The sequence below is a fragment of the Halorientalis pallida genome, from assembly GCF_049605515.1.
GTDB classification, from domain to species: Archaea; Halobacteriota; Halobacteria; order Halobacteriales; family Haloarculaceae; genus Halorientalis; species Halorientalis pallida_A.
In genome coordinates this window covers 394,838-415,384 of record NZ_CP187158.1, presented here as the reverse complement: position 1 = coordinate 415,384, position 20,547 = coordinate 394,838, and the positions used below count along the sequence as shown (strand labels likewise).

The 20,547-nt window shown below is 67.8% G+C and carries 27 protein-coding genes; 19 read left to right on the top strand and 8 right to left on the bottom strand.

From position 1 onward, the window contains the following. Window positions 1-22 precede the first annotated feature (22 nt). Genes ACOZ4N_RS03705 through ACOZ4N_RS03695 form a run of 3 tightly spaced genes read right to left on the bottom strand, consistent with a single transcriptional unit; the run spans window position 23 to window position 3,713 of the window. Window positions 23-769 (bottom strand): metallophosphoesterase, encoded by a 747-nt coding sequence (locus ACOZ4N_RS03705; protein WP_424018592.1) that lies wholly within the window; start codon window positions 767-769, stop codon window positions 23-25. Further along, on the bottom strand, window positions 769-2,442 hold the full coding sequence (locus ACOZ4N_RS03700) for a hypothetical protein (RefSeq protein WP_424018591.1): 1,674 nt from the start codon (window positions 2,440-2,442) through the stop codon (window positions 769-771). The genes ACOZ4N_RS03705 and ACOZ4N_RS03700 overlap by 1 nt, the downstream gene beginning before the upstream one ends. Further along, complete coding sequence (locus tag ACOZ4N_RS03695) at window positions 2,439-3,713, bottom strand: Single-stranded DNA binding protein (RefSeq protein ID WP_424018590.1); 1,275 nt, start codon at window positions 3,711-3,713, stop codon at window positions 2,439-2,441. Before ACOZ4N_RS03695 ends, ACOZ4N_RS03700 begins: the two co-directional genes overlap by 4 nt. Window positions 3,714-3,837: 124 nt before the next feature. Between ACOZ4N_RS03695 and ACOZ4N_RS03690 the strand changes: the two genes are divergently transcribed. The 3 genes from ACOZ4N_RS03690 to ACOZ4N_RS03680 all read left to right on the top strand — a co-directional run bounded on the left by ACOZ4N_RS03690 (window position 3,838) and on the right by ACOZ4N_RS03680 (window position 6,406). Continuing rightward, on the top strand, window positions 3,838-5,415 hold the full coding sequence (locus tag ACOZ4N_RS03690) for a Na+/H+ antiporter NhaC family protein (protein ID WP_424018589.1): 1,578 nt from the start codon (window positions 3,838-3,840) through the stop codon (window positions 5,413-5,415). Beyond that, complete coding sequence (locus ACOZ4N_RS03685; protein WP_424018588.1) at window positions 5,412-5,672, top strand: DUF7513 family protein; 261 nt, start codon at window positions 5,412-5,414, stop codon at window positions 5,670-5,672. Before ACOZ4N_RS03690 ends, ACOZ4N_RS03685 begins: the two co-directional genes overlap by 4 nt. Window positions 5,673-5,743: 71 nt before the next feature. Continuing rightward, window positions 5,744-6,406 carry a 2,5-diamino-6-(ribosylamino)-4(3H)-pyrimidinone 5'-phosphate reductase gene (locus ACOZ4N_RS03680; protein ID WP_424018587.1) on the top strand — a complete coding sequence of 221 codons (663 nt, stop codon included), beginning with the start codon at window positions 5,744-5,746 and terminating at the stop codon, window positions 6,404-6,406. Window positions 6,407-6,434: 28 nt separating this feature from the next. Here the strand turns inward: ACOZ4N_RS03680 and ACOZ4N_RS03675 are convergent, their stop codons facing one another. Further along, window positions 6,435-6,725: a DUF7545 family protein gene (locus ACOZ4N_RS03675; protein WP_424018586.1), complete on the bottom strand. Its 291-nt coding sequence runs from the start codon at window positions 6,723-6,725 to the stop codon at window positions 6,435-6,437. Window positions 6,726-6,876: 151 nt separating this feature from the next. On the opposite strand from ACOZ4N_RS03675, the gene ACOZ4N_RS03670 reads away from it, so the two are divergent. Both ACOZ4N_RS03670 and ACOZ4N_RS03665 read left to right on the top strand, forming a co-directional pair. Then, window positions 6,877-7,014, top strand: coding sequence for a hypothetical protein (locus tag ACOZ4N_RS03670; protein ID WP_424018585.1), 138 nt, complete (start codon window positions 6,877-6,879; stop codon window positions 7,012-7,014). 85 nt (window positions 7,015-7,099) lie between these two features. Continuing rightward, entirely contained in the window at window positions 7,100-8,113 is a 1,014-nt protein-coding gene (locus ACOZ4N_RS03665; protein ID WP_424018584.1) for a hypothetical protein, read from the top strand. Between the two features lie 16 nt (window positions 8,114-8,129). On the opposite strand, the gene ACOZ4N_RS03660 is transcribed toward ACOZ4N_RS03665, so the two are convergent. Both ACOZ4N_RS03660 and ACOZ4N_RS03655 read right to left on the bottom strand, forming a co-directional pair. After that, entirely contained in the window at window positions 8,130-9,182 is a 1,053-nt protein-coding gene (locus ACOZ4N_RS03660) for an NAD(P)/FAD-dependent oxidoreductase (RefSeq protein WP_424018583.1), read from the bottom strand. Window positions 9,183-9,230: 48 nt separating this feature from the next. Next, window positions 9,231-10,187: a hypothetical protein gene (locus tag ACOZ4N_RS03655; protein WP_424018582.1), complete on the bottom strand. Its 957-nt coding sequence runs from the start codon at window positions 10,185-10,187 to the stop codon at window positions 9,231-9,233. Window positions 10,188-10,273: 86 nt separating this feature from the next. On the opposite strand from ACOZ4N_RS03655, the gene ACOZ4N_RS03650 reads away from it, so the two are divergent. The 7 genes from ACOZ4N_RS03650 (at window position 10,274) to ACOZ4N_RS03620 (ending at window position 14,572) form a co-directional block, all read left to right on the top strand. After that, window positions 10,274-10,558: a DUF357 domain-containing protein gene (locus ACOZ4N_RS03650; RefSeq protein WP_424018581.1), complete on the top strand. Its 285-nt coding sequence runs from the start codon at window positions 10,274-10,276 to the stop codon at window positions 10,556-10,558. A gap of 168 nt (window positions 10,559-10,726) precedes the next feature. Next, window positions 10,727-11,455 carry a DUF4397 domain-containing protein gene (locus tag ACOZ4N_RS03645; protein WP_424018580.1) on the top strand — a complete coding sequence of 243 codons (729 nt, stop codon included), beginning with the start codon at window positions 10,727-10,729 and terminating at the stop codon, window positions 11,453-11,455. Window positions 11,456-11,535: 80 nt separating this feature from the next. Beyond that, window positions 11,536-11,811: an ArsR/SmtB family transcription factor gene (locus ACOZ4N_RS03640; RefSeq protein WP_424018579.1), complete on the top strand. Its 276-nt coding sequence runs from the start codon at window positions 11,536-11,538 to the stop codon at window positions 11,809-11,811. A 54-nt stretch (window positions 11,812-11,865) separates the two neighbouring features. Beyond that, a complete protein-coding gene (locus ACOZ4N_RS03635) occupies window positions 11,866-12,168 on the top strand; it encodes a hypothetical protein (protein WP_424018578.1) in 303 nt (100 codons plus the stop codon). 114 nt (window positions 12,169-12,282) lie between these two features. After that, a complete protein-coding gene (locus ACOZ4N_RS03630; RefSeq protein ID WP_424018577.1) occupies window positions 12,283-13,089 on the top strand; it encodes a DUF4397 domain-containing protein in 807 nt (268 codons plus the stop codon). Between the two features lie 240 nt (window positions 13,090-13,329). Further along, the gene (locus tag ACOZ4N_RS03625; protein ID WP_424018576.1) at window positions 13,330-14,310 is read left to right on the top strand and encodes a transcription initiation factor IIB; all 981 of its coding nucleotides are present in this window, start codon (window positions 13,330-13,332) and stop codon (window positions 14,308-14,310) included. A gap of 82 nt (window positions 14,311-14,392) precedes the next feature. Continuing rightward, window positions 14,393-14,572 carry a hypothetical protein gene (locus ACOZ4N_RS03620; protein ID WP_092693039.1) on the top strand — a complete coding sequence of 60 codons (180 nt, stop codon included), beginning with the start codon at window positions 14,393-14,395 and terminating at the stop codon, window positions 14,570-14,572. Here ACOZ4N_RS03620 and ACOZ4N_RS03615 read toward each other — a convergent pair. Further along, complete coding sequence (locus ACOZ4N_RS03615) at window positions 14,569-14,973, bottom strand: translation initiation factor IF-2 subunit beta (RefSeq protein ID WP_424018575.1); 405 nt, start codon at window positions 14,971-14,973, stop codon at window positions 14,569-14,571. The genes ACOZ4N_RS03620 and ACOZ4N_RS03615 overlap by 4 nt on opposite strands. Window positions 14,974-15,196: 223 nt before the next feature. Between ACOZ4N_RS03615 and ACOZ4N_RS03610 the strand changes: the two genes are divergently transcribed. Then, on the top strand, window positions 15,197-15,433 hold the full coding sequence (locus tag ACOZ4N_RS03610) for a UPF0058 family protein (RefSeq protein ID WP_424018574.1): 237 nt from the start codon (window positions 15,197-15,199) through the stop codon (window positions 15,431-15,433). A 110-nt stretch (window positions 15,434-15,543) separates the two neighbouring features. Here ACOZ4N_RS03610 and ACOZ4N_RS03605 read toward each other — a convergent pair whose 3' ends face one another. Beyond that, window positions 15,544-16,038, bottom strand: coding sequence for a DUF555 domain-containing protein (locus ACOZ4N_RS03605; protein ID WP_424018573.1), 495 nt, complete (start codon window positions 16,036-16,038; stop codon window positions 15,544-15,546). A gap of 142 nt (window positions 16,039-16,180) precedes the next feature. Here ACOZ4N_RS03605 and ACOZ4N_RS03600 point away from each other — a divergent pair, with 142 nt between their 5' ends. The 6 genes from ACOZ4N_RS03600 to ACOZ4N_RS03575 all read left to right on the top strand — a co-directional run bounded on the left by ACOZ4N_RS03600 (window position 16,181) and on the right by ACOZ4N_RS03575 (window position 20,544). Then, window positions 16,181-17,089 (top strand): DNA-3-methyladenine glycosylase family protein, encoded by a 909-nt coding sequence (locus ACOZ4N_RS03600; RefSeq protein WP_424018572.1) that lies wholly within the window; start codon window positions 16,181-16,183, stop codon window positions 17,087-17,089. Window positions 17,090-17,125: 36 nt separating this feature from the next. After that, window positions 17,126-17,404, top strand: coding sequence for an acylphosphatase (locus tag ACOZ4N_RS03595; RefSeq protein WP_424018571.1), 279 nt, complete (start codon window positions 17,126-17,128; stop codon window positions 17,402-17,404). A gap of 2 nt (window positions 17,405-17,406) precedes the next feature. Further along, a complete protein-coding gene (locus tag ACOZ4N_RS03590) occupies window positions 17,407-18,843 on the top strand; it encodes an NAD(P)H-hydrate dehydratase (protein ID WP_424018570.1) in 1,437 nt (478 codons plus the stop codon). Continuing rightward, window positions 18,836-19,387 (top strand): cyclic pyranopterin monophosphate synthase MoaC, encoded by a 552-nt coding sequence (gene moaC / locus ACOZ4N_RS03585; RefSeq protein ID WP_424018569.1) that lies wholly within the window; start codon window positions 18,836-18,838, stop codon window positions 19,385-19,387. Before ACOZ4N_RS03590 ends, moaC begins: the two co-directional genes overlap by 8 nt. A 141-nt stretch (window positions 19,388-19,528) precedes the next feature. Then, on the top strand, window positions 19,529-20,320 hold the full coding sequence (locus tag ACOZ4N_RS03580) for a M48 family metallopeptidase (protein WP_424018568.1): 792 nt from the start codon (window positions 19,529-19,531) through the stop codon (window positions 20,318-20,320). Then, on the top strand, window positions 20,320-20,544 hold the full coding sequence (locus tag ACOZ4N_RS03575) for a hypothetical protein (protein ID WP_424018567.1): 225 nt from the start codon (window positions 20,320-20,322) through the stop codon (window positions 20,542-20,544). Before ACOZ4N_RS03580 ends, ACOZ4N_RS03575 begins: the two co-directional genes overlap by 1 nt. Window positions 20,545-20,547: the final 3 nt, after the last annotated feature.

The following is a 20,547-nucleotide window of genomic DNA, read 5'->3' as shown; positions in this document are numbered from 1 at the left end:
CACCTGCGCCGGCGTGGACCCCTCAGACCCGACGGTACGCACCCAGCCGCGTCCCGTCCAGCAGGTACGCCTGGCCGTCCGCGAGTCCCGCCGGCAGGAACGGTGCGAGAAAGTCCTGCCCGGCGACGTTGATCCAGGTGCCGCCCGTCAGGTCGTTGACCGACGGGAACACGACGAGTTCGCCGTCGATGGCGAGGTCGGCGTCGTGAAAGTCCGCGAACGGTTCCGGGTCGAGCGAGCCGCGCAACCAGGCACGCTCGGCCCGTGCGCCGCCGACCTCGTCCTCCAGTCGGACCATCGGGTGTTCGTGGCCCATGCAGACCACGTCCGCGGCCAGCACGTCCGGCGACGGCCAGGTGTGCCCGTGGACGAACCCCACGTCGCCCAGCCGGACGCCGTGGCCCGGCGTGAGGTCGACGCCGTCGCGGTCGTCCAGCAGGCCCCCGAGGTCGCCGTCGTGGTTGCCCTTGACCACCGTGACGGGAACCGAGAGCGCGTCCAGCAGGGTCTCGATCTCCTCGCGCTCCTCGCCGCCGGGGTCGCCGATGGCGTGGCCGAAGTCACCGAGGACGACCAGCCGGTCGGCGTCGGTCCGGCCGAGCAGGTCGCGGACGGTCTCGCGGCGGTCGTCGGCGCGGCTCCGGAGTTCCACCCCGTCGTAGCGCAGGCCCACTTCGAGGCCGGCGTGGTAGTCGGCGATCACCAGCGCCTGCCCGTCGGGGAGATCGGCGACGGCGGCGGGCTCGCCGGGCACCGGTTCGACCGCCATCAGATGGGTTTCAGCGTCGCCTCGTCGGGCTCGTAACAGCGCCCGTCCATCAGCGCGTCCTGCACGGCGTCCTCGACCTCGTCGGGGTCGGCCCCCGTGCGGTCGGCGACCTGCTCGATCAGGGTCTCGCGGTCGGCCCCGTCGCCGTCGTCGAGGTCGTTCATCGCGTCCATCACGGCGTCTTCGAGGTCCACGTCCTCGGCGGGTTCGGCGGCGGTCTCCGCGTCCGTTTCGTCGGCTTCGCTCGTCTCGTCCGCATCGACGGTATCGGCGGACTCCGTGTCGGTCTCGGTCGCGGCGGCGGACTCCTCGGTCGCCTCGGCTGCGCTGTCCTCGGTCGCGGTCGCCGTCCCGCCGGCCGCTTCCGCCGGTTCTGCCTCGGGCTCGGCCGGTTCCGCCTCGGCCGGGTCCGGGTCCGGCGTCTCGATGTCGGCTTCGCCCGGCTCGCTCACTTCGGTTCCCGTCGAGAAGTCGGTGCCGTACTCCTCCTCGATCTCCTCGCGTTCCTCGTCGTCGAGTTCGAACTCCCCGGGGTCGAAGTCACCCACGTCGTCCTCGGCATCGCCGTCGTCGGCGTCTCCGACACCGCCGGTCGGCTCGAAGTCGCCGATGTCGTCGTCGGCCGGCTCGGCGGATTCGGTCGATACGGGTTCGGAGTCGACGGAGTCCGTGGCCGGCTCGTCGGTCGTCTCGACCGGTTCGGCCGGTTCCTCGTCGGTCTCCACGCCGGCCGTCTCGGTACCGGCGTCGCCGGTGACGGGCTCCGGTTCGGGCTCGTCGGCCGCCGCAGTCTCTGTGTCGACGGTCCCGGACTCAGCAGTCGACGGTTCGGCATCGTCGGTCGTCGACGCGGCCCCACCAGAATCGGCCGTCGCGGTCGCCGTCTCCGCCTCCGGTTCTGCCGTCTCGGTCGGGTCGGCGGTCGTGCCGGCCGCGATCTCCAGGCCGTCGAGGTCGGCGACCGTGACGCTGCCCTGATCGCCGGGGTCGGTCACCAGACGGTCCACCTCGTCGACATCACCGGAGACCACGCGGGCGGCGTCCAGCGCGGTCTCCCGGAGGGCGTCGAGGTACGTCGGCGTCGTCCCGTAGTGTTCCAGCGCGAGCGCGGTGCCAGCGGCCAGCCCCTCGTCGACGCCGCTTTCGATCAGGGCGTCACTGAGGGCGTCGCCGCGTTCCTCGCGGGAGAGTGCGCCCGCCATCGTGGCGATTCGGTCCAGCGTCCGCTCGGCCGTCGCGACGGTCCAGCGGTCCCGCGTCTCGGCGTCGACCTCGTTGATGCTCTCGGGCCTGACCGAGGTGTACACCGTGTCGGAGTCGTCGGGCTGGAAGGTCCGGGCCTTCCCGGTGAGCGCGACGAACGTCGGTGGCTCCGCACGGTCGAGGAAGGCCATCTCGTCGGGCTGGTACTGCCCGGCGTAGGCCACGAACGCGCCCGTCGGGTCGACGATACGGGCGCGCAGTACGTCTTCGTTGACCTGCTCGACCTCGGTGAGGACGCCGACGACGAACAGTCTGTTGACGCGCGCGCCGCTGGGCGTGACGACGTAGTTCGGGGCGCGCTCCTCGTCGCTCTCGGAGTACGAGAAGTCGGCGTCGTCGTACTCGGCGGCGAAGATGCGGTAGGCGACCTCGCGGCGGCCCGCACCGCCCTGGTCCTCCGATTCGCTCATCCGTCCACCTCCGCGAGCAGGTCGCGCGCACGCTCGGCGGGATCGTCGGCGCTCTGTGCGAACGCGGTCGCGTCGAGGTTCGCGCCGTACTCGTCGACCGACAGCGAGCCACGCACGGCGTACTCGTGGCCGACGACGCGCTCGGCGATTGTCTCGGCGACCACCGACTGGTCCATCGCGTCGCGGGCGTGTTCTTTCGCGTCGTCCAGCCCGCCGCCGTAGACCTGGGCGGTGAGTTCGTCGTCCAGCACGACGGTCACGGTCCCGGTCCCGTCGTCGAGGATGGCCTTCGTCCGCAGGTCGTCCTCGCCCTCGACCGCGCCGTGGCTCCGGCACTGGCCCTTCTGGATGACGCGCCCGCAGTCGGGACAGCGTTCGATGAGCCCCGACCCGTCGCGGATCGAGATGACGTTGCCGACGAGTTCCACGTCGTAGGCCCCACCCCGCTCGACGGCCTCGCGGATCGGCAGGCGTTCGGGGTCGTCCCGGGCGTCGACGCCGCCGTCCATCGGCGCGGCCGTCGAGAACTCCGAGAGGTTCACCGAGGGGACGCCGCGGAACTCGCGAACGTAGACGTTTTCGAGGCGGAGTGAAGCCCCCGCTTCGAGTTCCGGTCGGGGTTCCCAGTCGGTGAAGGGGAGGCGGGCGCTCTCGTCGGCGAGCGTCCCGCTGAGGATCTCGGTCTCGCCGTCGCGGCCGTCGATGGTCTTGCGCTCGCACTCGACGACCTGCACTTCGACGTTGACGCCGCGGTCGCCGGGCGAGAGGTCGGCGAGGTCGGCGTCGCCGCCGACGGGGTAGGCCACGTCGAGATCCTCGTCGACCCGGGAGAGGGTCGTACTCTCGCCGAGGTTCAGTTCGGGGTTACCCTCCCACTCGCGGACGCCGGCGTTGCCCATCTCGACGACTTCGCCGGCTTCGAGGCCGAAGTCCTCCCACGCGGTGTAGGAGATCTTCCCCGTCTCGTCGGCGAGTTCGCCCTCGAAGATGACGTGGTCCTCGCCGCGGTAGTGGATTGGCCGTTTCCCCACGGTGAGGACGCGGGCCGTCACCGTGACGTTCGAGTCCTCGGGTGACACGTCGGCCACGTCGACGGCGCTGGGTGCGCCGGTCGAGCCCGTGGAGCCGTCGCCGTACTTCCGGCGGAGGCTCTGTTTGGCCTCGTCGACGGGCACGCTGTAGCTCACCAGGTTCTCAAGGTCGGATTTGACCTCCTCTTTGTCGACGCCGAGGTCGGAGGCGAGGTCCTCGGCATGGTCGTCTAACTCCATGCCCGCCCGTTCGGGAGGGTGGGATAAAAATCGTGGCGTGCCCGGGCGCGTGCTGGCGTCGACCCACCGTTCCAGGGTCGGACCGACCGCCAAGCTTGTATCGGTGGTCCGAGAACGACCCCCGATGGCACGGAGCGACGACGACGGCGACACCGGTGAGGAACCGTTCGAAGCCGAGCTGGCGGAGCTGGCCCAGCAGGACGAACCCGCCATCGAGTTCTACGGCGGGAAAGGTATCAGTGCCCTCCCCATCGGCCTGTTCATCGTGTGGGCAATCGTCCAGAGCGGCCTGTTCGGGATCTCCGACACGACCGGACTCGTGATCGGGATGCTCCTCTCGCTCATCGTGGGCATGCTGTTCGTCCGCGGTGACTGGAAGGGCTACGCCAACACCATCTTCGAGGGGATGACACAGCGCGTCGCCGCGACGGCCATCGTCGCGTGGCTGTGGGCGGGCATGTTCGCCTCGACTCTGCAGGCCGGCGGCTTCGTCGACGGGCTCGTGTGGGCCGCCACCGCGCTCGACGTGGGGGCCGCCCTGTTCCCCGCCGCGACCTTCATCCTCGCCGCCTTGCTGGCGACCGGCATCGGGACCGGCTACGGCACCGCCGTCGCCTTCACGACCCTCTTTTTCCCCGCGGGGGTCCTGCTCGGCGCGAACCCCGTCCTCGTGTTCGGCGCGATCCTCTCGGGCGCGGTGTTCGGCGACAATCTCGCGCCGGTCAGCGACACCACCATCGTCAGCGCCGTCACGCAGGACGCCGACATCGGCGGCGTCGTCGCCTCCCGGTTCAAGTACGCTATCGTCCCGGCGATGATCGCGTTCGTCGCCTACGTCGTCGCCGGCAACCTGATGCCCGGCATCGAAGTGGCCGGACAGGCCCGCGAGATCTTCGTCGAGAGCGCCAACCCCGCCGGCCTCCTCCACCTCGTCTCGATGGGCGTCGTGATCGCCACCGCGGTCCGGGGCCGCCACATCGTCGAAGCGATATCGTGGGGGCTGATCGTCGCCGTCGCGTTCAACCTCCTGTTCGACCTGGCCGCTCCAGCGGACATGCTCCTGTTCCGCGCACCCGCTCGCTCGGGCGTGGCCGAGGCGGTCTCCTGGCTCCCCATCGTCGAGATCGCGGGGCCGGGTGCGTCGCCGGGCGTCGCCGGTAGCCTCTACAGCGGGGCCGCCGGCTTCTTCCCGCTGATCGTCCTCACCCTGCTGATCGTCGCCGGCGCGCGCATCATGATCCGTGGCGGCGGGTTCGCCGCCCTCCAGAAGTGGTTGCTCTCGAAGGTCGCCACGACGGTCACCCGCGCAGAGACGACGATGGTGCTGGGGACCGCCGCGGTCAACGCGATGATCACGATCAACACCGCCGCCGAGATCGCCATCGCGCCGTACATCTCGACCATCGGCCGCCGGTTCAACCTCAACGGCTACCGCCGGGCGAACATCTTGGACGCCAACACCTCCGCGCTGGGCTACATCTTCCCGTGGGCCGGGGGCGTGCTGGTCGGCGTCGCCGCCATGCAGGGCCTGCCCGAGCAGTACGCCTGGTTCGAGCCCAGCATGATGGTCAACCCGGTCGCGGTCGTGCCCTACGTGTTCCACGGCTGGCTCCTGGTAGGCATGTTCCTGTTCGCCGCCTGGACCGGCTTCGGGCGTGAATACGTCTCCGACCGCGAGGCCGGGGAGGTGGGTCGCGTATGAGTTCCCTCGGCAAATTCCTGGCCGGCTGGCGGTTCCGGTCCCGGACGCCGACCTTCGAACCGGGCGCGGAACTCGTCGCCTACGTCACCGACGCCGACGGCGGGACCAGCGTCCTCAGGATCGGTGACTCACGAATCGAACTCGACGACCACGTCCCCGAGGACACGCAGGTTCGCGTCCGGGTCACCGCCTTCGACGACGCGACCAACCGGGGCGAGGCGGAACTGCTGGACGTACTGGGGACCGCGACGTTCTGAGCGGGAGCGGCCCGCTCGCGAACGCCCTGCTGTTCCGTAAGAGGGTTGTCTCCCGCCTCGGAACGGGAGGTATGCGCGTGGTCGTCAATGCGGCGATGAGTGCCGACGGCAAGCTCTCCTCGCGGGAGCGGACGCAGATCGAGATCAGCGGCCCCGACGACTTCGACCGGGTCGACCAGTTGCGGGCCGACAGCGACGCCGTCATGGTCGGCGTCGGGACGGTGCTGGCCGACGACCCGTCGCTGACCATCGATAGCGACGAACGCAAGCAGGCCCGCCGGGACCGCGGCGACCCGGAGAACCCCGCCCGCGTCGTGGCCGACTCGCGCGTCCGGACGCCGCCGGACGCAACGGTGCTGAACGAAGCGGCCCACACCTACCTGCTCGTCAGCCAGGCCGCACCGACGGACTTCGTCGAGCAGATGGAGGAGGCTGGCGCGACCGTCCTCGCGACCGGTGAGGACCGCGTGAACCTCACGACCGCGCTGGGCAAACTGGAGGGCGAGGGCGTCGAGCAACTGATGGTCGAGGGCGGCGGCGAACTCATCTTCTCGCTGTTCCAGGAGGGTCTGGTGGACGAACTCTCGGTGTTCGTCGGCCCGAAGGTGATCGGCGGCCGGGACGCCCCGACGCTGGCCGACGGCGACGGCTTCACCGAGGACTTTCCCGAACTGGACCTCCAGTCGGTCGAGCGACTGGACGCGGGCGCGCTGCTGGAGTGGGACGTGTCCTGAACAAAGAGCGGGGTCGATTGGTCGCCGTTCAGTGATCGTGGCCGGTCATGTCGGCGAAGGTCTGGCCGAAGCGCTCCTCGAACAGGTCCATCGTCACGTCTTCTGCGGCCTCGACTTCCGGGCCGGGGTCGCCCTGGGCGTGATGGATCGCGCCGTGGATGCGCTGGGCCATCCCGATCATGGCGATGTCGCCGACGATCTGGGGGTCGGACTCGTCGCCCTCGCGGAGCATGTTCAACAGTCCCGTCGGGACTTCGAGTTCGTCGCTGGTTCCGTCCTCGGTCTGGATGGTGAGCGTCGCAGTGTCCTGTTCTGCCATGGACCTCCTTGGCAGACCGGCCTAAAGCATCTGTTGGGTTCGGCAGGCCAGGCCGGTCACCCCAGAGAACCCTACTGACGGCTCTGATGCCTCCATAGTCCTCAATATCCCTGTTAGCGAGCTATTTACCGCGGGCTCGGAATACTCACCTATGATCGGGTCCGGCATCCTGCTCGTGCTGACGCTCGCGATCACCGTGGGCTGGCTCTACGTCGAGATTACGGACGCGCTGGGGACAGGTGACGGCGAAGCGAGTCCCCGGGACGGCGACACGGACGTCGAGGTGTAGACCGACCCCGTACCGCCGCGCCGAAATCTACTTCACCGCCGCCGACGTGTCACCGCCCGTACCAGTGGTTCGCCCGCCCCGCGCGATGGCCCTCCTCCTCGCGCTCGCCGCCCTGGCGGTCGTCCCCGCCACCGCGGCCCCGCCGCCGGAGTCGGTCTGTGCCCCCTGCCAGGAGGGGCTGGAGTGGAACGCCCATCGCCACGACATCGCCCTCGACGTGACGCACAGCAACGCGACCATCCAGGTTCACCGGAACGGCAGCGCCACCTGGACCGTCACCAGTCAGTTCGTGCACCGAGTGCCCGACAGGTACGCGACCGGCCCGAACGAGTCCCTCAGTGACCCGTCCGTCCTCGCGCGCGACGAGGGGCTCGCCCGGACCATCGCCGACGGCGCGGCCGACCACACCGACGACAGCGTCCCGGAGGAGATCCGGCACCAGTCGGTCAGCGTCGAGAACGACACGATCAGGTTCCAGTTTCTGGAGCCGACGGTCGCGAGACAGGCCCCGGGCGGCGTCGTCCTCGTCGACGAGTTCCGCCCGGACGGCCCCCACACCGGCTGGTTCGTCGACGTGGACCGACTCCGGATCGTCGGCCCGCCCGGCACGACGCTGGTCAACGATGTCGAGAGCGCGGTCGGCGACCACGGCACGGTCGACGGCCGGACGCTCACGCTCACTGGGAACGCGACCGATCCACCCACCTTGCCGGCGGACCGGTTCTTCCTCGCGTTCGCGCCGCCGGGACAGTGGGACGAGGCGATGGGGACTGTCGCCATCGCCTCGGTGACGGTGCCGCAATTCCTCGGCGGACTGGTCGCGACGCAACTCGTCGGTGCCGTCGCGCTGGCACTGTCGCTAGGGGCGGTCCTCTGGCTCCGGCGTCGGCGCGGTGAGTCGCTCGATCGGAAGTCACTCGTGATCTGGCTCGGCGTCGCGGTCTCGATGTACCTGCTCCCCACACTCTCGCTGTTCGGGTGGGTCTACCGGCCGGTCGGTCTCTACCTGGGACCGATCCCCGACCTCGTCCGGATCGCGGTCGCCGTCGCCGTCGGTATCGGTGCCTGGTACGGCTTCGGCGTCCTGCACGGTTCCTGAAATCAGCGGCGGAACGTCAGTCGTCGGCCTCGGCGCTGACTTCCTCACCCTCCGCGGCTTCGGCGGTCACGGCGTCTTCGAGGTAGTCGTCGGCGTCCAGCGCGGCCTTCACGCCCATCCCGCCGGCCGTCGCCGCCTGCTGGTAGTGGTGGTCGACCACGTCGCCGGCCCCGAAGATGCCTTCGACGGCAGTTTTCGTCTGGCCGCCGCCGTCGCCGCCCTGCGTTTCGAGGTAGCCCGCGTCGTCCATCTCGACGCCCGTGCCTTCGAGGTAGTCGGTGTTGGGCGTGTGGCCGATGGCGAGGAACACGGCACCCACGTCGAGTTGCATCTGCTCGGTATCGGGGTCGTCGAGTTTGTCCGTGGGGTGGCCCTCGGGGTGACGGACCAGATCCACGTGGTCCACACCATCTTCCTCGGAGCCGTGGATCTCGACGGCCTCGGTGTTTTTCATGATCTTCACGTCGCCGGCCTCGACTTTCTCCTCGATGCGGTCGATCCAGTAGTCCTCGGCGCGGAACTGTTCGCGGCGGTGGGCGATGTAGACCGTATCGGCGAACTTCGTGAGGAAGTTTGCCTCCTCCATCGCGGCGTCGCCGCCGCCGATCACGAGCATGTCCTCGCCGCGGAAGAACGCGCCGTCGCAGGTCGCACAGGTCGAGACGCCGAATCCCATCAGTTCGTCCTCGCCGGGGATGCCCAGCGTGCGGGCGCTCGCACCCGAGGCGACGATGAGTCCGTCGCAGGTGTAGACCGTCCCGTCGCGGAGTTCGACGCGGAAGGGGCGGTCGTCCGTTTCCACCGACTCGACGATTCCGTGGTCGATTTCGGCCCCGAACTGCGTGGCCTGCTCTTTCATGTTGTTCACCAGTTCGGTCCCGCCGATCCCGTCGGGGAAGCCGGGGTAGTTGGCCACGTCGGTCGTCAGCGTGAGCTGGCCGCCCGGCTCGTCGCCCTCCAGGACGAGCGGATCGTTGTTCGAGCGAGCGGCGTAGATCGCGGCGCTCAGGCCCGCGATCCCCGAGCCAGCGATGATGAGCCTCCGGTGTTCGACGGCCTCGTCAGTCATGTGATAGGCTAGTCGGGGGCGGCGTATTAAGCCTACGCTGTCCACTACTCACCACGTCGCGTACCGGCGATACACCTCGACGAGGGCCCAGACGGCCAGCACCGGTGCGCCGACGACGACCACCAGAAACAGGATGCCGGGGACGACGAGCCCCCATCCGTACAGACCGTTGCGCTCGCAGTCCTCGTCCGGGTGGACGGACGCGGTGTCGCCGGTCCGCTCCCAGCCGTCGGTGAACTCGACAACGCGTTCAGCGCCGGTCAGGACCCACCAGGACCCGTCGCTCGCTCGTTCGACATCCAGCACCGTCGCCTCGACGGCCGCGGTCGACCGGTTTCGGACCCGAACGGTCCCGTTCCGGCGACGGTCGTAGGTCACGAGGTCACCGTTCGCTCCGATCACCGTGAGCGTCTCGTCCGTTCCGGCGAGGCCAGTGGGGTCCCTCGGTGTCGTGCGCCGGATGGTGTCGGGCACCGAATCGTCGTGACCCCAGTCGGCGCCGCCCGGAGCGTCACTGTCGGCTCGGATGGCGACGAGTTCGCTCTCCCAGACGGCCCACCACCGACCGAGTGCGTACTCGATATCCGCTCCACGGTCCTCGGTCGGGTCGAGAGTGGTCTCGGTCCACTCCGCCTCGACCGTCGCGTTCCGGTCCAGCGGCGCGACGTGCCCGTCGTCGAACAGGATCCAGGCCCGACCCCCCGGCCCCCAGTCGATTCCGACGGCAGTCGCGCGGATTTCGTCGGCCCGTCGCCACTCCCCGGGGAGGAGTTCGCTCAATTCAGTCTCGTTCGTTCGCTCCCACGCGTCGTCGAACGCGACGAGCGACTCGTCCCTACCGCCGACGAGCCACCGCTGTTCACCGCCGGCCTCGGACCCCGTGAACCCGAACACGTCGGTCGTCTCTACACAGGGCGAGTTGCCACCGACCGGCTGGACGGCTATCTGGGCCACCACGACGAACGCGAGCAGCGTGACGATGGTCCACCGCCGTCCGACCGCCATGTATCACTGGTTCTAGAGGTAGTCCGTAAATACCGGTCCCGTTTCGACGCGCAACACTCAGGCATCTGCCGGACACACTCGACACCATGCCCGCCGACCTGGCCGAGAAGACCGACCGCTACGAGGACCTGCTCGCCGAAGCGCTCGACGCCGCGGAGGTGGCCGTCCCCCCGGACTCGCCGCTGGGCGACGCCGCCGCCGAGTGCGAGGAGATGGCCCGCTCGTATCTGGAGGACGGCCGCCACTTTCGGGCCGACGACGACCCGGTCAACGCACTCGCCGCGTTCTCCTACGGCCACGCCTGGCTCGACGCCGGCGCGCGCATCGGCCTGTTCGACGTACCCGACGAGGGGCACCTTTTCACGGTCTGACACCCCACCGCACCCGTCGCGTGCGACGCCTGCGCCGCTTTCGAGACAGTTTTCCGATCCAACCGGGTGGAATTTGGGTGAGAACCGGGAAAGTGATTATTATTCGACATTCGAGAGCAACGACCGGGGATACAGATGGAAAAGACTCGACGCGAGACGATACGGTGGATGGGAACAGGAACGGCGGCAGTCGCGGGCCTCAGCGGGACCGCGAGCGCGCGGTTCGGCGACGACGAAGACGAGGACGACCCCGCCGAGGTGCGCGTGATCCACGCCTCACCGGACGCGCCGGCCGTCGACGTGTTCGTCGGTGGGAACCCGGTGCTAGAGGACGTTCCGTTCAAGACGGTGAGCGACTACCTTGAACTCGACCCCGGGAGTTACGACGTGGCGGTGGCCCCCGCCGGCGCGGGCGCGGGGTCCGCGGTCATCGACACCGAAGTGACCGTCGAGGCGGACACGGACTACACGGTGGCTGCGACGGGGCGACTCGCCGACATCCAGGCGACGGTGCTTGTCGACGACAACGACGACGACTTCCCGCCGCTCCCGCGGGTCCGGGTCGTCCACCTCTCGCCGGACGCGCCGGCCGTAGACGTGGTAAAGGACACCTTCTTCGGCGACCTGGACCTCGTGGAGGACCTCGAATTCCGAGGGCAGAGCGAATACCTCGACCTGCCGCCCCTGGAGTACGACCTGTCGATCCTCCCGGCGGGCGGCGACGAGAGCGTCTTCGACTTCTCGGCGGACACGGACGTAGGGGCGACCTACACTGCCTTCGCAGTCGGGTTGCTGGAACCGCCCGAGGACGCCGACGACCAGGCGTTCGACGTGGTGCTGGCCGAGGACGTGGCCCCGCTGTCCGAGCGGTTCGGTCGAAAGAAGCGCGGCCGGTAGGTCCCGGTCCGAGATTCTTTCTCTGGAGTCCGACGCGTGTCGGTATTATTAACTGGCGTGGGGGTGCTTTCTCCGTGGGAATGGAGGGTGTCCTGTGGTACGTGCTGACTGGGACGCGTGGCGGTGCGAACCGGGCACGCATCCTCCAGACGATAGAGGCGCGTCCGCGGAACGCGAATCAGTTGGCCGAGGAGCTGGATCTGGACTACAAGACGGTTCGCCATCACCTCGACGTGTTGACCGACAACGGCGTCGTCGAGAAAAGCGGGGACGACTACGGTGCAGTGTATCTCCTGACCGACCGGGCACGACACCACTGGGACACCATCGAAGAAATCATCGCGGAGGTCGATTAGTATGGCCGAATTTGGGAAAGACTATATTCGCGGACACGACGAACGGAGGGACAGATGGGAGTCTGGTTGACGGCGGCGGGCGCTGCGACCGCGGTGAACGTGGTCCTGCTCGTGGCCTTGCTCGGCATCTGGGGCCGGAACTATCGGCAGTTCCGCTCGAAGCACGCCCTGGCGCTCTCGCTGTTCGCCCTCCTCTTGCTCGCGGAGAACGTTCTGGCGTTCTACTACTACGTCCTCGATCCGCAGGTCGCGACGCTCCTGAACAGCGCCGCGCCTATCGCCGGCCGCGCGATGATGTTCGTCCAGGTGCTTGAACTCGGTGCCCTGCTCGTTCTCACCTGGTCGGCGTTCGACTGACTGTCCGTATCGACCACCGCCGTCCGATTCTCGACGGTTTCTGCACGAATTTGGGTGAGAGTGCGGTCGATTTCCGGCAAATCCACTTTTGGGTGTCCTCGCTCTACCCTGGTGATGGCAGACAGAACACGGCGACGCGTACTCGCAGCACTGGGTGGAACAGTCGCGGTCGGCCTGGCAGGGTGTAGCCAGGGCGGCGACTCCGGGGCCACGCCCACGGAGACGGACGCGATGACCGAAGGCGAGATGACCGAGGGGATGGACGACGAGATGACCGAGGGCGACATGGACGGTGAGATGGACGGCAACGCGTACGTCCGGGTGGCACATCTCTCGCCGGACGCGCCCAACGTCGACGTGTACGTGGACGGGTCGGCCGTCCTCGAAGACGTGGCGTTCACCGACGTGAGCGGTTACCTCGAACTCTCGCCGGGGACCCACACCGTCGAGATAACCGCCGCGGGCGACATGAGTACGTCCGTCTTCGAGCAGGATCTCGAACTCGCCGCCGCCGACTACACCATCGCGGCGGCCGGCGAACTGGCCGAGGACGGGAAGGCATTCTCGCCGCTGGTACTCGAAGACAACCGCGAGAGCCCCGGGGGCAACATGTCCCGCGTCCGGCTGGTCCACGCCGCGCCTGACGCGCCCGCGGTCGACGTGACGGTGAACGCGACCGGGGCCGCCATCTTCGACGACGTGGCCTACGGCGAGACCAGCTCCACGACCGTCGAAGCCAACGACTACACGATCCAGGTCCGGGCGGCCAACGAGGAAAACGACGGCCAGATCGTTCTGGATCAGGACCTCTCGCTCAACGGCGGGACCGGCTACACGGTCTTCGCCGCCGGGTACCTGTCGCCCGACGACGAGCCGGCCGACGAAGCCCTCCAGCTCGTCGTCGCACAGGACACCCAGTAACGCACTCGGGCTCCCGGCCCGTCCCCGCTGGCCTGGCCCCGACGAACCGTCGGTGGTGGCTGACTGCGACGGTAAGCCGGTGTAAATCACCCGACTGCACCACGTCAACGTGCCCCACAGTGGTCGTGGGGGACCCTCAAATTAGCGAAACATTTATATGCTTTTCGCACTTACTAACAGTTAGGAAGTCGCCGGTAATTTCTTATGGCTTTCGCCGCCGGCAACCCAGGATACACCCCCATGAGCGACACCACAACCCGGACGATATCGACCGAACGTACAGAGAAAGAGATCACAGAGGAGACGGGCGAGACGGAATCGACCACGACCTGCCCCGAGTGTGGCGGGAATCTGGTGACGGACACGGAACACGGCGAGACGGTCTGTGGAGACTGCGGACTGGTCGTCGAAGAAGACGAGATCGACCGCGGGCCGGAGTGGCGCGCGTTCGACGCCAGCGAACGCGACGAGAAGTCCCGGGTCGGTGCCCCGACCACCAACATGATGCACGACAAGGGGCTCTCGACCAACATCGGCTGGCAGGACAAGGACGCCTACGGGCGGTCGCTGAACTCCAGCCAGCGCCAGAAGATGCAGCGGCTCCGCACCTGGAACGAGCGGTTCCGCACCCGTGACTCCAAGGAACGCAACCTCAAGCAGGCGCTGGGCGAGATCGACCGCATGGCCTCCGCGCTCGGCCTCCCGAAGAACGTCCGCGAAACGGCGTCTGTCATCTACCGCCGCGCGCTCGACGAGGACCTCCTCCCGGGCCGCTCCATCGAGGGCGTCGCGACGGCCTCGCTGTACGCCGCGGCCCGACAGGCGAACACGCCCCGGAGCATCGACGAGATGATCACCGTCTCCCGCGTCGGCGAGATGGAGATGACCCGGACGTACCGCTACATCGTCCGCGAGTTGAACCTCGAAATTCAGCCCGCCGACCCCGAGAGCTACGTCCCCCGCTTCGCCTCCGACCTCGACCTGTCGGACGAGACCGAGCGCCGCGCCCGCGAACTGCTCGACAGCGCCCGCGAGACGGGCCTGCTCTCGGGCAAGTCCCCGGTCGGCCTCGCCGCGGCCGCCGTCTACGCGGCCTCGCTGCTCACCAACGAGAAGGTCACCCAGTCGGAGGTCTCCGAGGTCGCGAGCATCTCCGAGGTCACCATCCGCAACCGGTACAAGGAACTCCTGGAAGCGGAACACGACCTGACGGCGGCCTGAACGGCCGTCTCGCTCCTGGGCCGTCACGGCAGGCGAGCCAGCGACAACCTTTTTCACCCTGCCGCTTGTCAACAGGCCACACATGACCGAGACCTACGTCCGGTTGCTCTGTCCGGAGTGCAAGAAAGGGTGGGAGTCCTCGCCGAACGACCTACCTTCGCACAAGCGGACCTTTCACTGCCCGAACTGTCACGCGAGCCGGCGGCTCGCGGAGTTCACGCGCACTGAACACGACCTGGAGACACTGAAGACGCTGAGTTAGCCGCTCGTCGAGGAGATCGCACCGCACGCCTCACACCGTAGCACCAGCGCCCCGCGCTCGCGTTCGAGTTTCGTATCGGGCAGCCCACACTCCGAACAGAGGACGAACTCGTCGACGTACTCGTCGAGTGCGTCCTGGATGCGGCGCTGCCTGAACTCCCCGGTCAGACGCGCGCGCCCGCTCTCGTCGATGTGACCGCTCGTCCCGAGTTCGTTCTGCAGGAACTTCACGACGTGATCGTCCTCGCGGCCGAGACGTTTGGTCGTGTCCTGGAAGTTCTCGTAGACGGTCGTGTTCCCTTCCTGGCGGACCTCCGGCTCCGGCACGTCGAACCGGTCGCTGCTGCCCTCGATGTCGGGAGTCTGTTCCATCGCCCGGTCGAGTTGGTCCTCGTAGTCCATATCGGGTCATGCCGTGCGCGAGCCAAAAACCTTTCAACCGAGCGCGCGCCAGCGTCGAACCCCGAAAATACACGGATTGTCGGGGAGTAAACAACTCGTTGCCAGTTCCTGCCCGATTGCGAATCACTTGAAAACCCGTGTATGGACGGCGCTACGCCAGGGCCGTGTGTTAACGGGCCTCAGAGTAGTACTATAACCCTTCAGTTGTAACGCATGGGTGACCATGAAAAAGCAGGAGCTCATCCATCTTCACGGCCTGCTTGCACAGGTGCAGAACCACTACGAAGAAACGACAGGTAACGAGGTCGAACACGACGAGTACGAGCGTGTCAACGTTCGACCGACCTCGATCCACATGTCGAAGGACGACCACAAGGACGCCGTCTTCGCGCTCGCCGGAGGTATCACCTCGGAGATGGGCGACGACAAGTCCGAACAGGTTCCGGCCGCTGCCGACTGAGCCGTCTCTCTCCGTTCTCGCGACGTTACCGACCCCGGAGCGACGGCTTCGTCCGGATGGCCGTGGCTACAGACGTGGCTTCGATGTCGTACGCTCCGGTGAAAACGGCGCTATTCGTCGATGAGCTCCTCGAACTCCGGTAGCACTTCGCCGTCTTCCCCCCCGCGCTCGCCGATGTCCGTGTCCGACGTGATCTCGTCCATCGTGGTTTCGGTCTCGGTCTCCGTCTCTGCCTCGGCGTCCTCGGTCTCGTCCTCGTCTGACTCCTCGTCGATGGGTTCGATCTCGAGGACGTCCAGCGGGATGTTCTCCAGTCGCTGTCCGATCTCTTTGCGAGCGATCCGGGCGGCGTGTTCCTCGCGCTCGACGTTGAAGACCGTCATCTCCAGTTCGAGTGCGACCAGACTCTCGTCGGCGGCGATGAAGGCGGGCTCTTGCTCCTCGCCGCAGTGCGGACAGGACCGCTGTCCCATGTTGATCTCGACGTAGTTGAGATCCGGGTTGAGCATCTCACCGGTTTTCGAGATGGCGATCCGGACCGCCTCGTCCGGTGTTTCGACGTCGTAGACCGGAACTGCGGCCTCTACGACAACTCTGCAGTTCATAGTTTGCTGTTAGCTGTCCAACGGTAAGAAGATTGGTGTCCGTTCACGCGGTATTCAGTGCCTTCTCACGGGAGTCGCTCCCGTCGCGTCGGTGGATTCGAACTCGAAACCCCCAAGCCGCTCCGATCCCTCCCGACCGACGATGCAACGGGGTCGAATCGACGCGACGACACTCGCCGGCGGCGTCGATCTCCAGTCGACCGTCGAGAGCGGCCAGTCGTACCTGTGGGCCCGCGAGGACGGCACCACATACGAGGACGACCGGGCACACGGCGGCGACGCCTGGTACTGGACCACGATCCGCCCCGAGGACCGGAGCGATCCCGCCGTCGTGCGCGTCCGACAGGTCGAGGGCGCGCTGGAGTGGGAATCACACGTCGACGCCGACCCCCACCTCCGGCACCTGCTCCGACTCGACGACGACCTCGACGCCATCCGCACCGCGACCCCGGACGACCGCCTGCTTCGCGAAGCCTTCGAGACCTACCGCGGCATGCGACTGGTCCGGGACCCGCCATTCGGCGCGCTGATCTCGTTTATCTGTTCGGCCCAGATGCGAGTGCGCCGCATCCACGACATGCAGATGGCGCTCCGGCGCGAGTTCGGCGACCCCGTCGAGTTCGACGGCGAGACTTACCACGCCTATCCCACGCCCGAGGCTCTGGCCGACGCGACGGAGTCCCAGCTCCGCGAGGTAGGCCTGGGTTACCGCGCGCCCTACGTCCAGCGCAGTGCGGAGATGGTCGCCGACGGTGTGGCCAACCCCGCCGAGGCGCGTGACCTGCCCTACGAGGCGGCCCGCGAGTACCTCACACAGTTCGTCGGCGTCGGCGAGAAAGTCGCCGACTGCGTCCTGCTGTTCTCGCTCGACTTTCTGGAGGCAGTCCCGCTGGACACGTGGATCAGGACGACCATCGAGGACTACTACCCCGACTGTGATCGGGGGTCCTACGCCGAGACCTCGCGGGCGATCCGCGAGGCCTTCGGCGACGAGTACGCCGGCTACGTGCAAACCTACGTCTTCCACTACCTCCGCAACGGCGGCGAGTGACCAAGGTTTTCGTCGGCGGCGAGAGAAGGGTGGGCTATGAGCGAGCGCGTCCGTGCACACGTCTACGTCACCGGCAAAGTCCAGGGGGTATATTACCGCGCCAACACGCGCGATACCGCCCGCGAGCAGGGCCTCGACGGCTGGGTCCGAAACCTGGACGACGGCCGCGTCGAAGCCGTCTTCGAGGGCACCGAGGCGGACGTGGAGACACTGGTCGAGTGGTGTCACGACGGGAGTCCCCGAGCGCGGGTCGACGAGGTCGCGGTCGAGTACGAGGACCCGGAGGGGCTGGACGGATTCGAGGTGAAGTGGTGATGATGGGCGTCCAGGACCAGGCCGTCCTCGACGAGAACGCCGAAGCGCTGGGCGTCCCCCGAAAACAGCTGATGGAGTCCAGCGGCAACGCGGTCGCGCGGGTCGTCCGCGACGTGGCCGACCCCGGGAGCGAAGTCGCAGTCGTCGCCGGCCGCGGGAACAACGGCGGCGACGCGTTCGTCACCGCTCGCTTTCTGAAGGGCTACGACGTGACCGTCCACCTGCTGGGCCGCGCCGAGACCATCACGACCGACATCGCCCGGGAGAACTGGGACGCTCTCCAGCGCGCCGAGGTCGACGCCCACGAGGTCCGTGACTCGACCGGACTCGACCTGGGCGACCCGGACGTGGTGATCGACGCGATGCTCGGCACCGGCGTCACCGGCGCGCTCCGCGAACCCGAGGCGACCGCGGCCGAGCGAATCGCCGAGACCGGCGCCACCGTCGTCGCCGTCGACGTGCCCTCGGGGATCGACGCCGACACCGGCGAGGCCGCCGGCGCGGCCGTCGACGCCGACCACGTCGTCACCTTCCACGACCAGAAGCCGGGCCTCGTCGATCTGGACGCCGACGTGACGGTCGCAGACATCGGCATCCCGGACGCGGCCGAACGGTTCGTCGAACGCGGCGACCTTCTCAGGCTCTCCCGGGACCCACAGAGCCACAAGGGCGATCACGGCGAAGTGCTGGTGATCGGCGGCGGCCCCTACACCGGCGCGCCGGCGCTCACCGCCCAAGCCGCATTCCGGGCCGGAGCCGACCTGGTTCGGGTCGCCTGTCCCTCATCGGTCGCCCGCGAAGTCCAGAGCTTCTCCGAGGGGATCATCGTCCGGCCGTTCACCGGCGATCTGCTCGAACCGGGCCACGTCGACCAGTTGCTGGACCGGGCCGTCGAACACGACGTGGTGGTGATCGGCCCCGGACTCGGCAACGCGACGGGCACACTGGAAGCGGTGCGGGAGTTCCTCGCCGAGTTCGACGGGCGGGCCGTGATCGACGCCGACGCGCTGGAAGTCGTCCCCGGCACCGAGACCGACGCCACCCTCCTCTGTACGCCCCACCAGGGCGAACTCCGGAAGATGGGTGGCGAGACGGACGACGACTGGGAGACGCGCGCGGAACTCGTCGAGTCCTTCGCCGCCGACCTCGGGGAGACCATGCTCGTCAAGGGTGCCTACGACGTGATCAGCGACGGCGAGCGGACGCGGATCAACCGGACGGGCAACCCCGGGATGACAGTCGGCGGCACCGGCGACGTGCTGGCTGGCGCGTCGGCCGCACTGATGGCCACCCAGGAGCCGATCCACGCCGGTGCCATCGCCGCCTACGCGAACGGTCGGGCCGGTGACCTCGCGGTCGAGGAGTACGGCCACGGCCTCGTCGCTCCCGACCTCGTGGACGCCCTCCCGACGGCGCTGTGGGGTGACGACGATGAGTGAGGACTCGGCGGGTGAGAGCGGCGAGAACGACGACCCCCTCGACGAGGTCGGGGCGACCGCCGTCGAGGGCAGCGAGGAGTTGACCCACACGGACGAGGAGGGCGACGTGCAGATGGTCGACGTGGGCGACAAGCCGGACACGGAGCGTCGGGCGGTCGCTCGCGGGGAGATCGGACTCCAGCCCTCGACCATCGAGGCGATCCGGGACGATCAGGTCGAGAAGGGCGACGTGCTGGCGACGGCCCGGATCGGCGCGATCCAGGCGGTCAAACACACCTGGGAGACGATCCCGATGTGTCACCAGATCCCGATCACGAACGTCGACTGCGAGTTCGACGTGCGCGAGGACCGGGTGATCGCGACCGTGGCCGTCGAGACCACGGGGAAGACGGGCTGTGAGATGGAGGCCCTGGAAGGGGTGACGACGGGGCTGAACGTCGTCTGGGACATGGTGAAGGCCGCCGAAAAGGACGCCGACGGACAGTACCCCGACACGGCGATCCGGGACGTGCGCGTGCTGGACAAGCAGAAACGGGAGCTGTAACGACGACCGGCCCGCGAGCCGACCGCTCGGCCCCGTTCCGGGCCTTCGAGTACTTTTTGGTTGTGCCCCGACCACGAAACATAAGTTCGAGAGCGACGAACCATCTGCACAGCAATGCGCAACCTCGGACTCAAAGTGCGAATGGCGATCGTCGGCTCGATCCTGTTCGCCTTCTACACCATCGCGATATCGTTCTTTTACCTGGTGTTCCAGGTACCGATCCCGTTACTGATCGGGCTGAGCGTCCTGTTCGTGGCCGCCCAGTACAAGATCAGCAAGTGGTTCACGCTCCGGTCGCTCAAGGGACAGGAACTCCCGGAAGACCAGTTCCAGGACCTCCACCGGTTCGTCGAGCGTACCAGCGAGGACATGGGCATCGAAAAGCCCGACCTCTACCTCGTCGAGATGGGCGTGCCAAACGCCTTCGCGCTGGGTCGGCAGGGCAGTGGCACCGTCGCGGTGTCGCGTGAACTCCTCCAGTTGCTCGAACAGGACGAGGTGGAAGGCGTCGTCGCACACGAACTGGCCCACCTCAAGAACCGCGACTCGATCATCATGCAACTCGGGCAGGGGATCGCCTCGATCATCGGCTTCGCCGCCTACTTCGCGGTGATCCTGACCGGCGACAACGAACTCGTCGACATCTTCCTGGGCATCATCGTGAGCAACATCGCCCAGTTGCTCGTCATGCTGTTCGTGTTCGCCATCTCCCGGCACCGCGAGTACGTCGCCGACCGCACCGCCGCAGAGACGCTGGGTCGTGGCGACCCGCTGGCGCGGGCCCTCGAAAAGATCTCCGCGGGCGCACAGCGCAGTGAGCCGACCGCCGAGGCAAAGGAGGTCAGCGCGCTCTGTATCTTCGGCGGCGGCATGAGCTTGCTCTCGACCCACCCCGACACCGAGAAACGCATCGAACGACTCCGCAGTTACTGATGGTCACCCGAGAACTGCTCGCGGCAGTGCTCGGCGTCGCGCTCGGCCTCGGCTTCCTGGCCTTCCCCCAGGCCGTCGTCCGGATGTACACCGCCGGCTGGACGGGTGACAGACACGGGAAGTACGGCGAGACCGGCGCGCCCGAGACCTGGCAGTGGGTCGTCCGCGGCGTGGGCGTCCTGTTGCTGGTGGGTGGCGGCTACTTCGCCTACACACTGGTGTAGCGC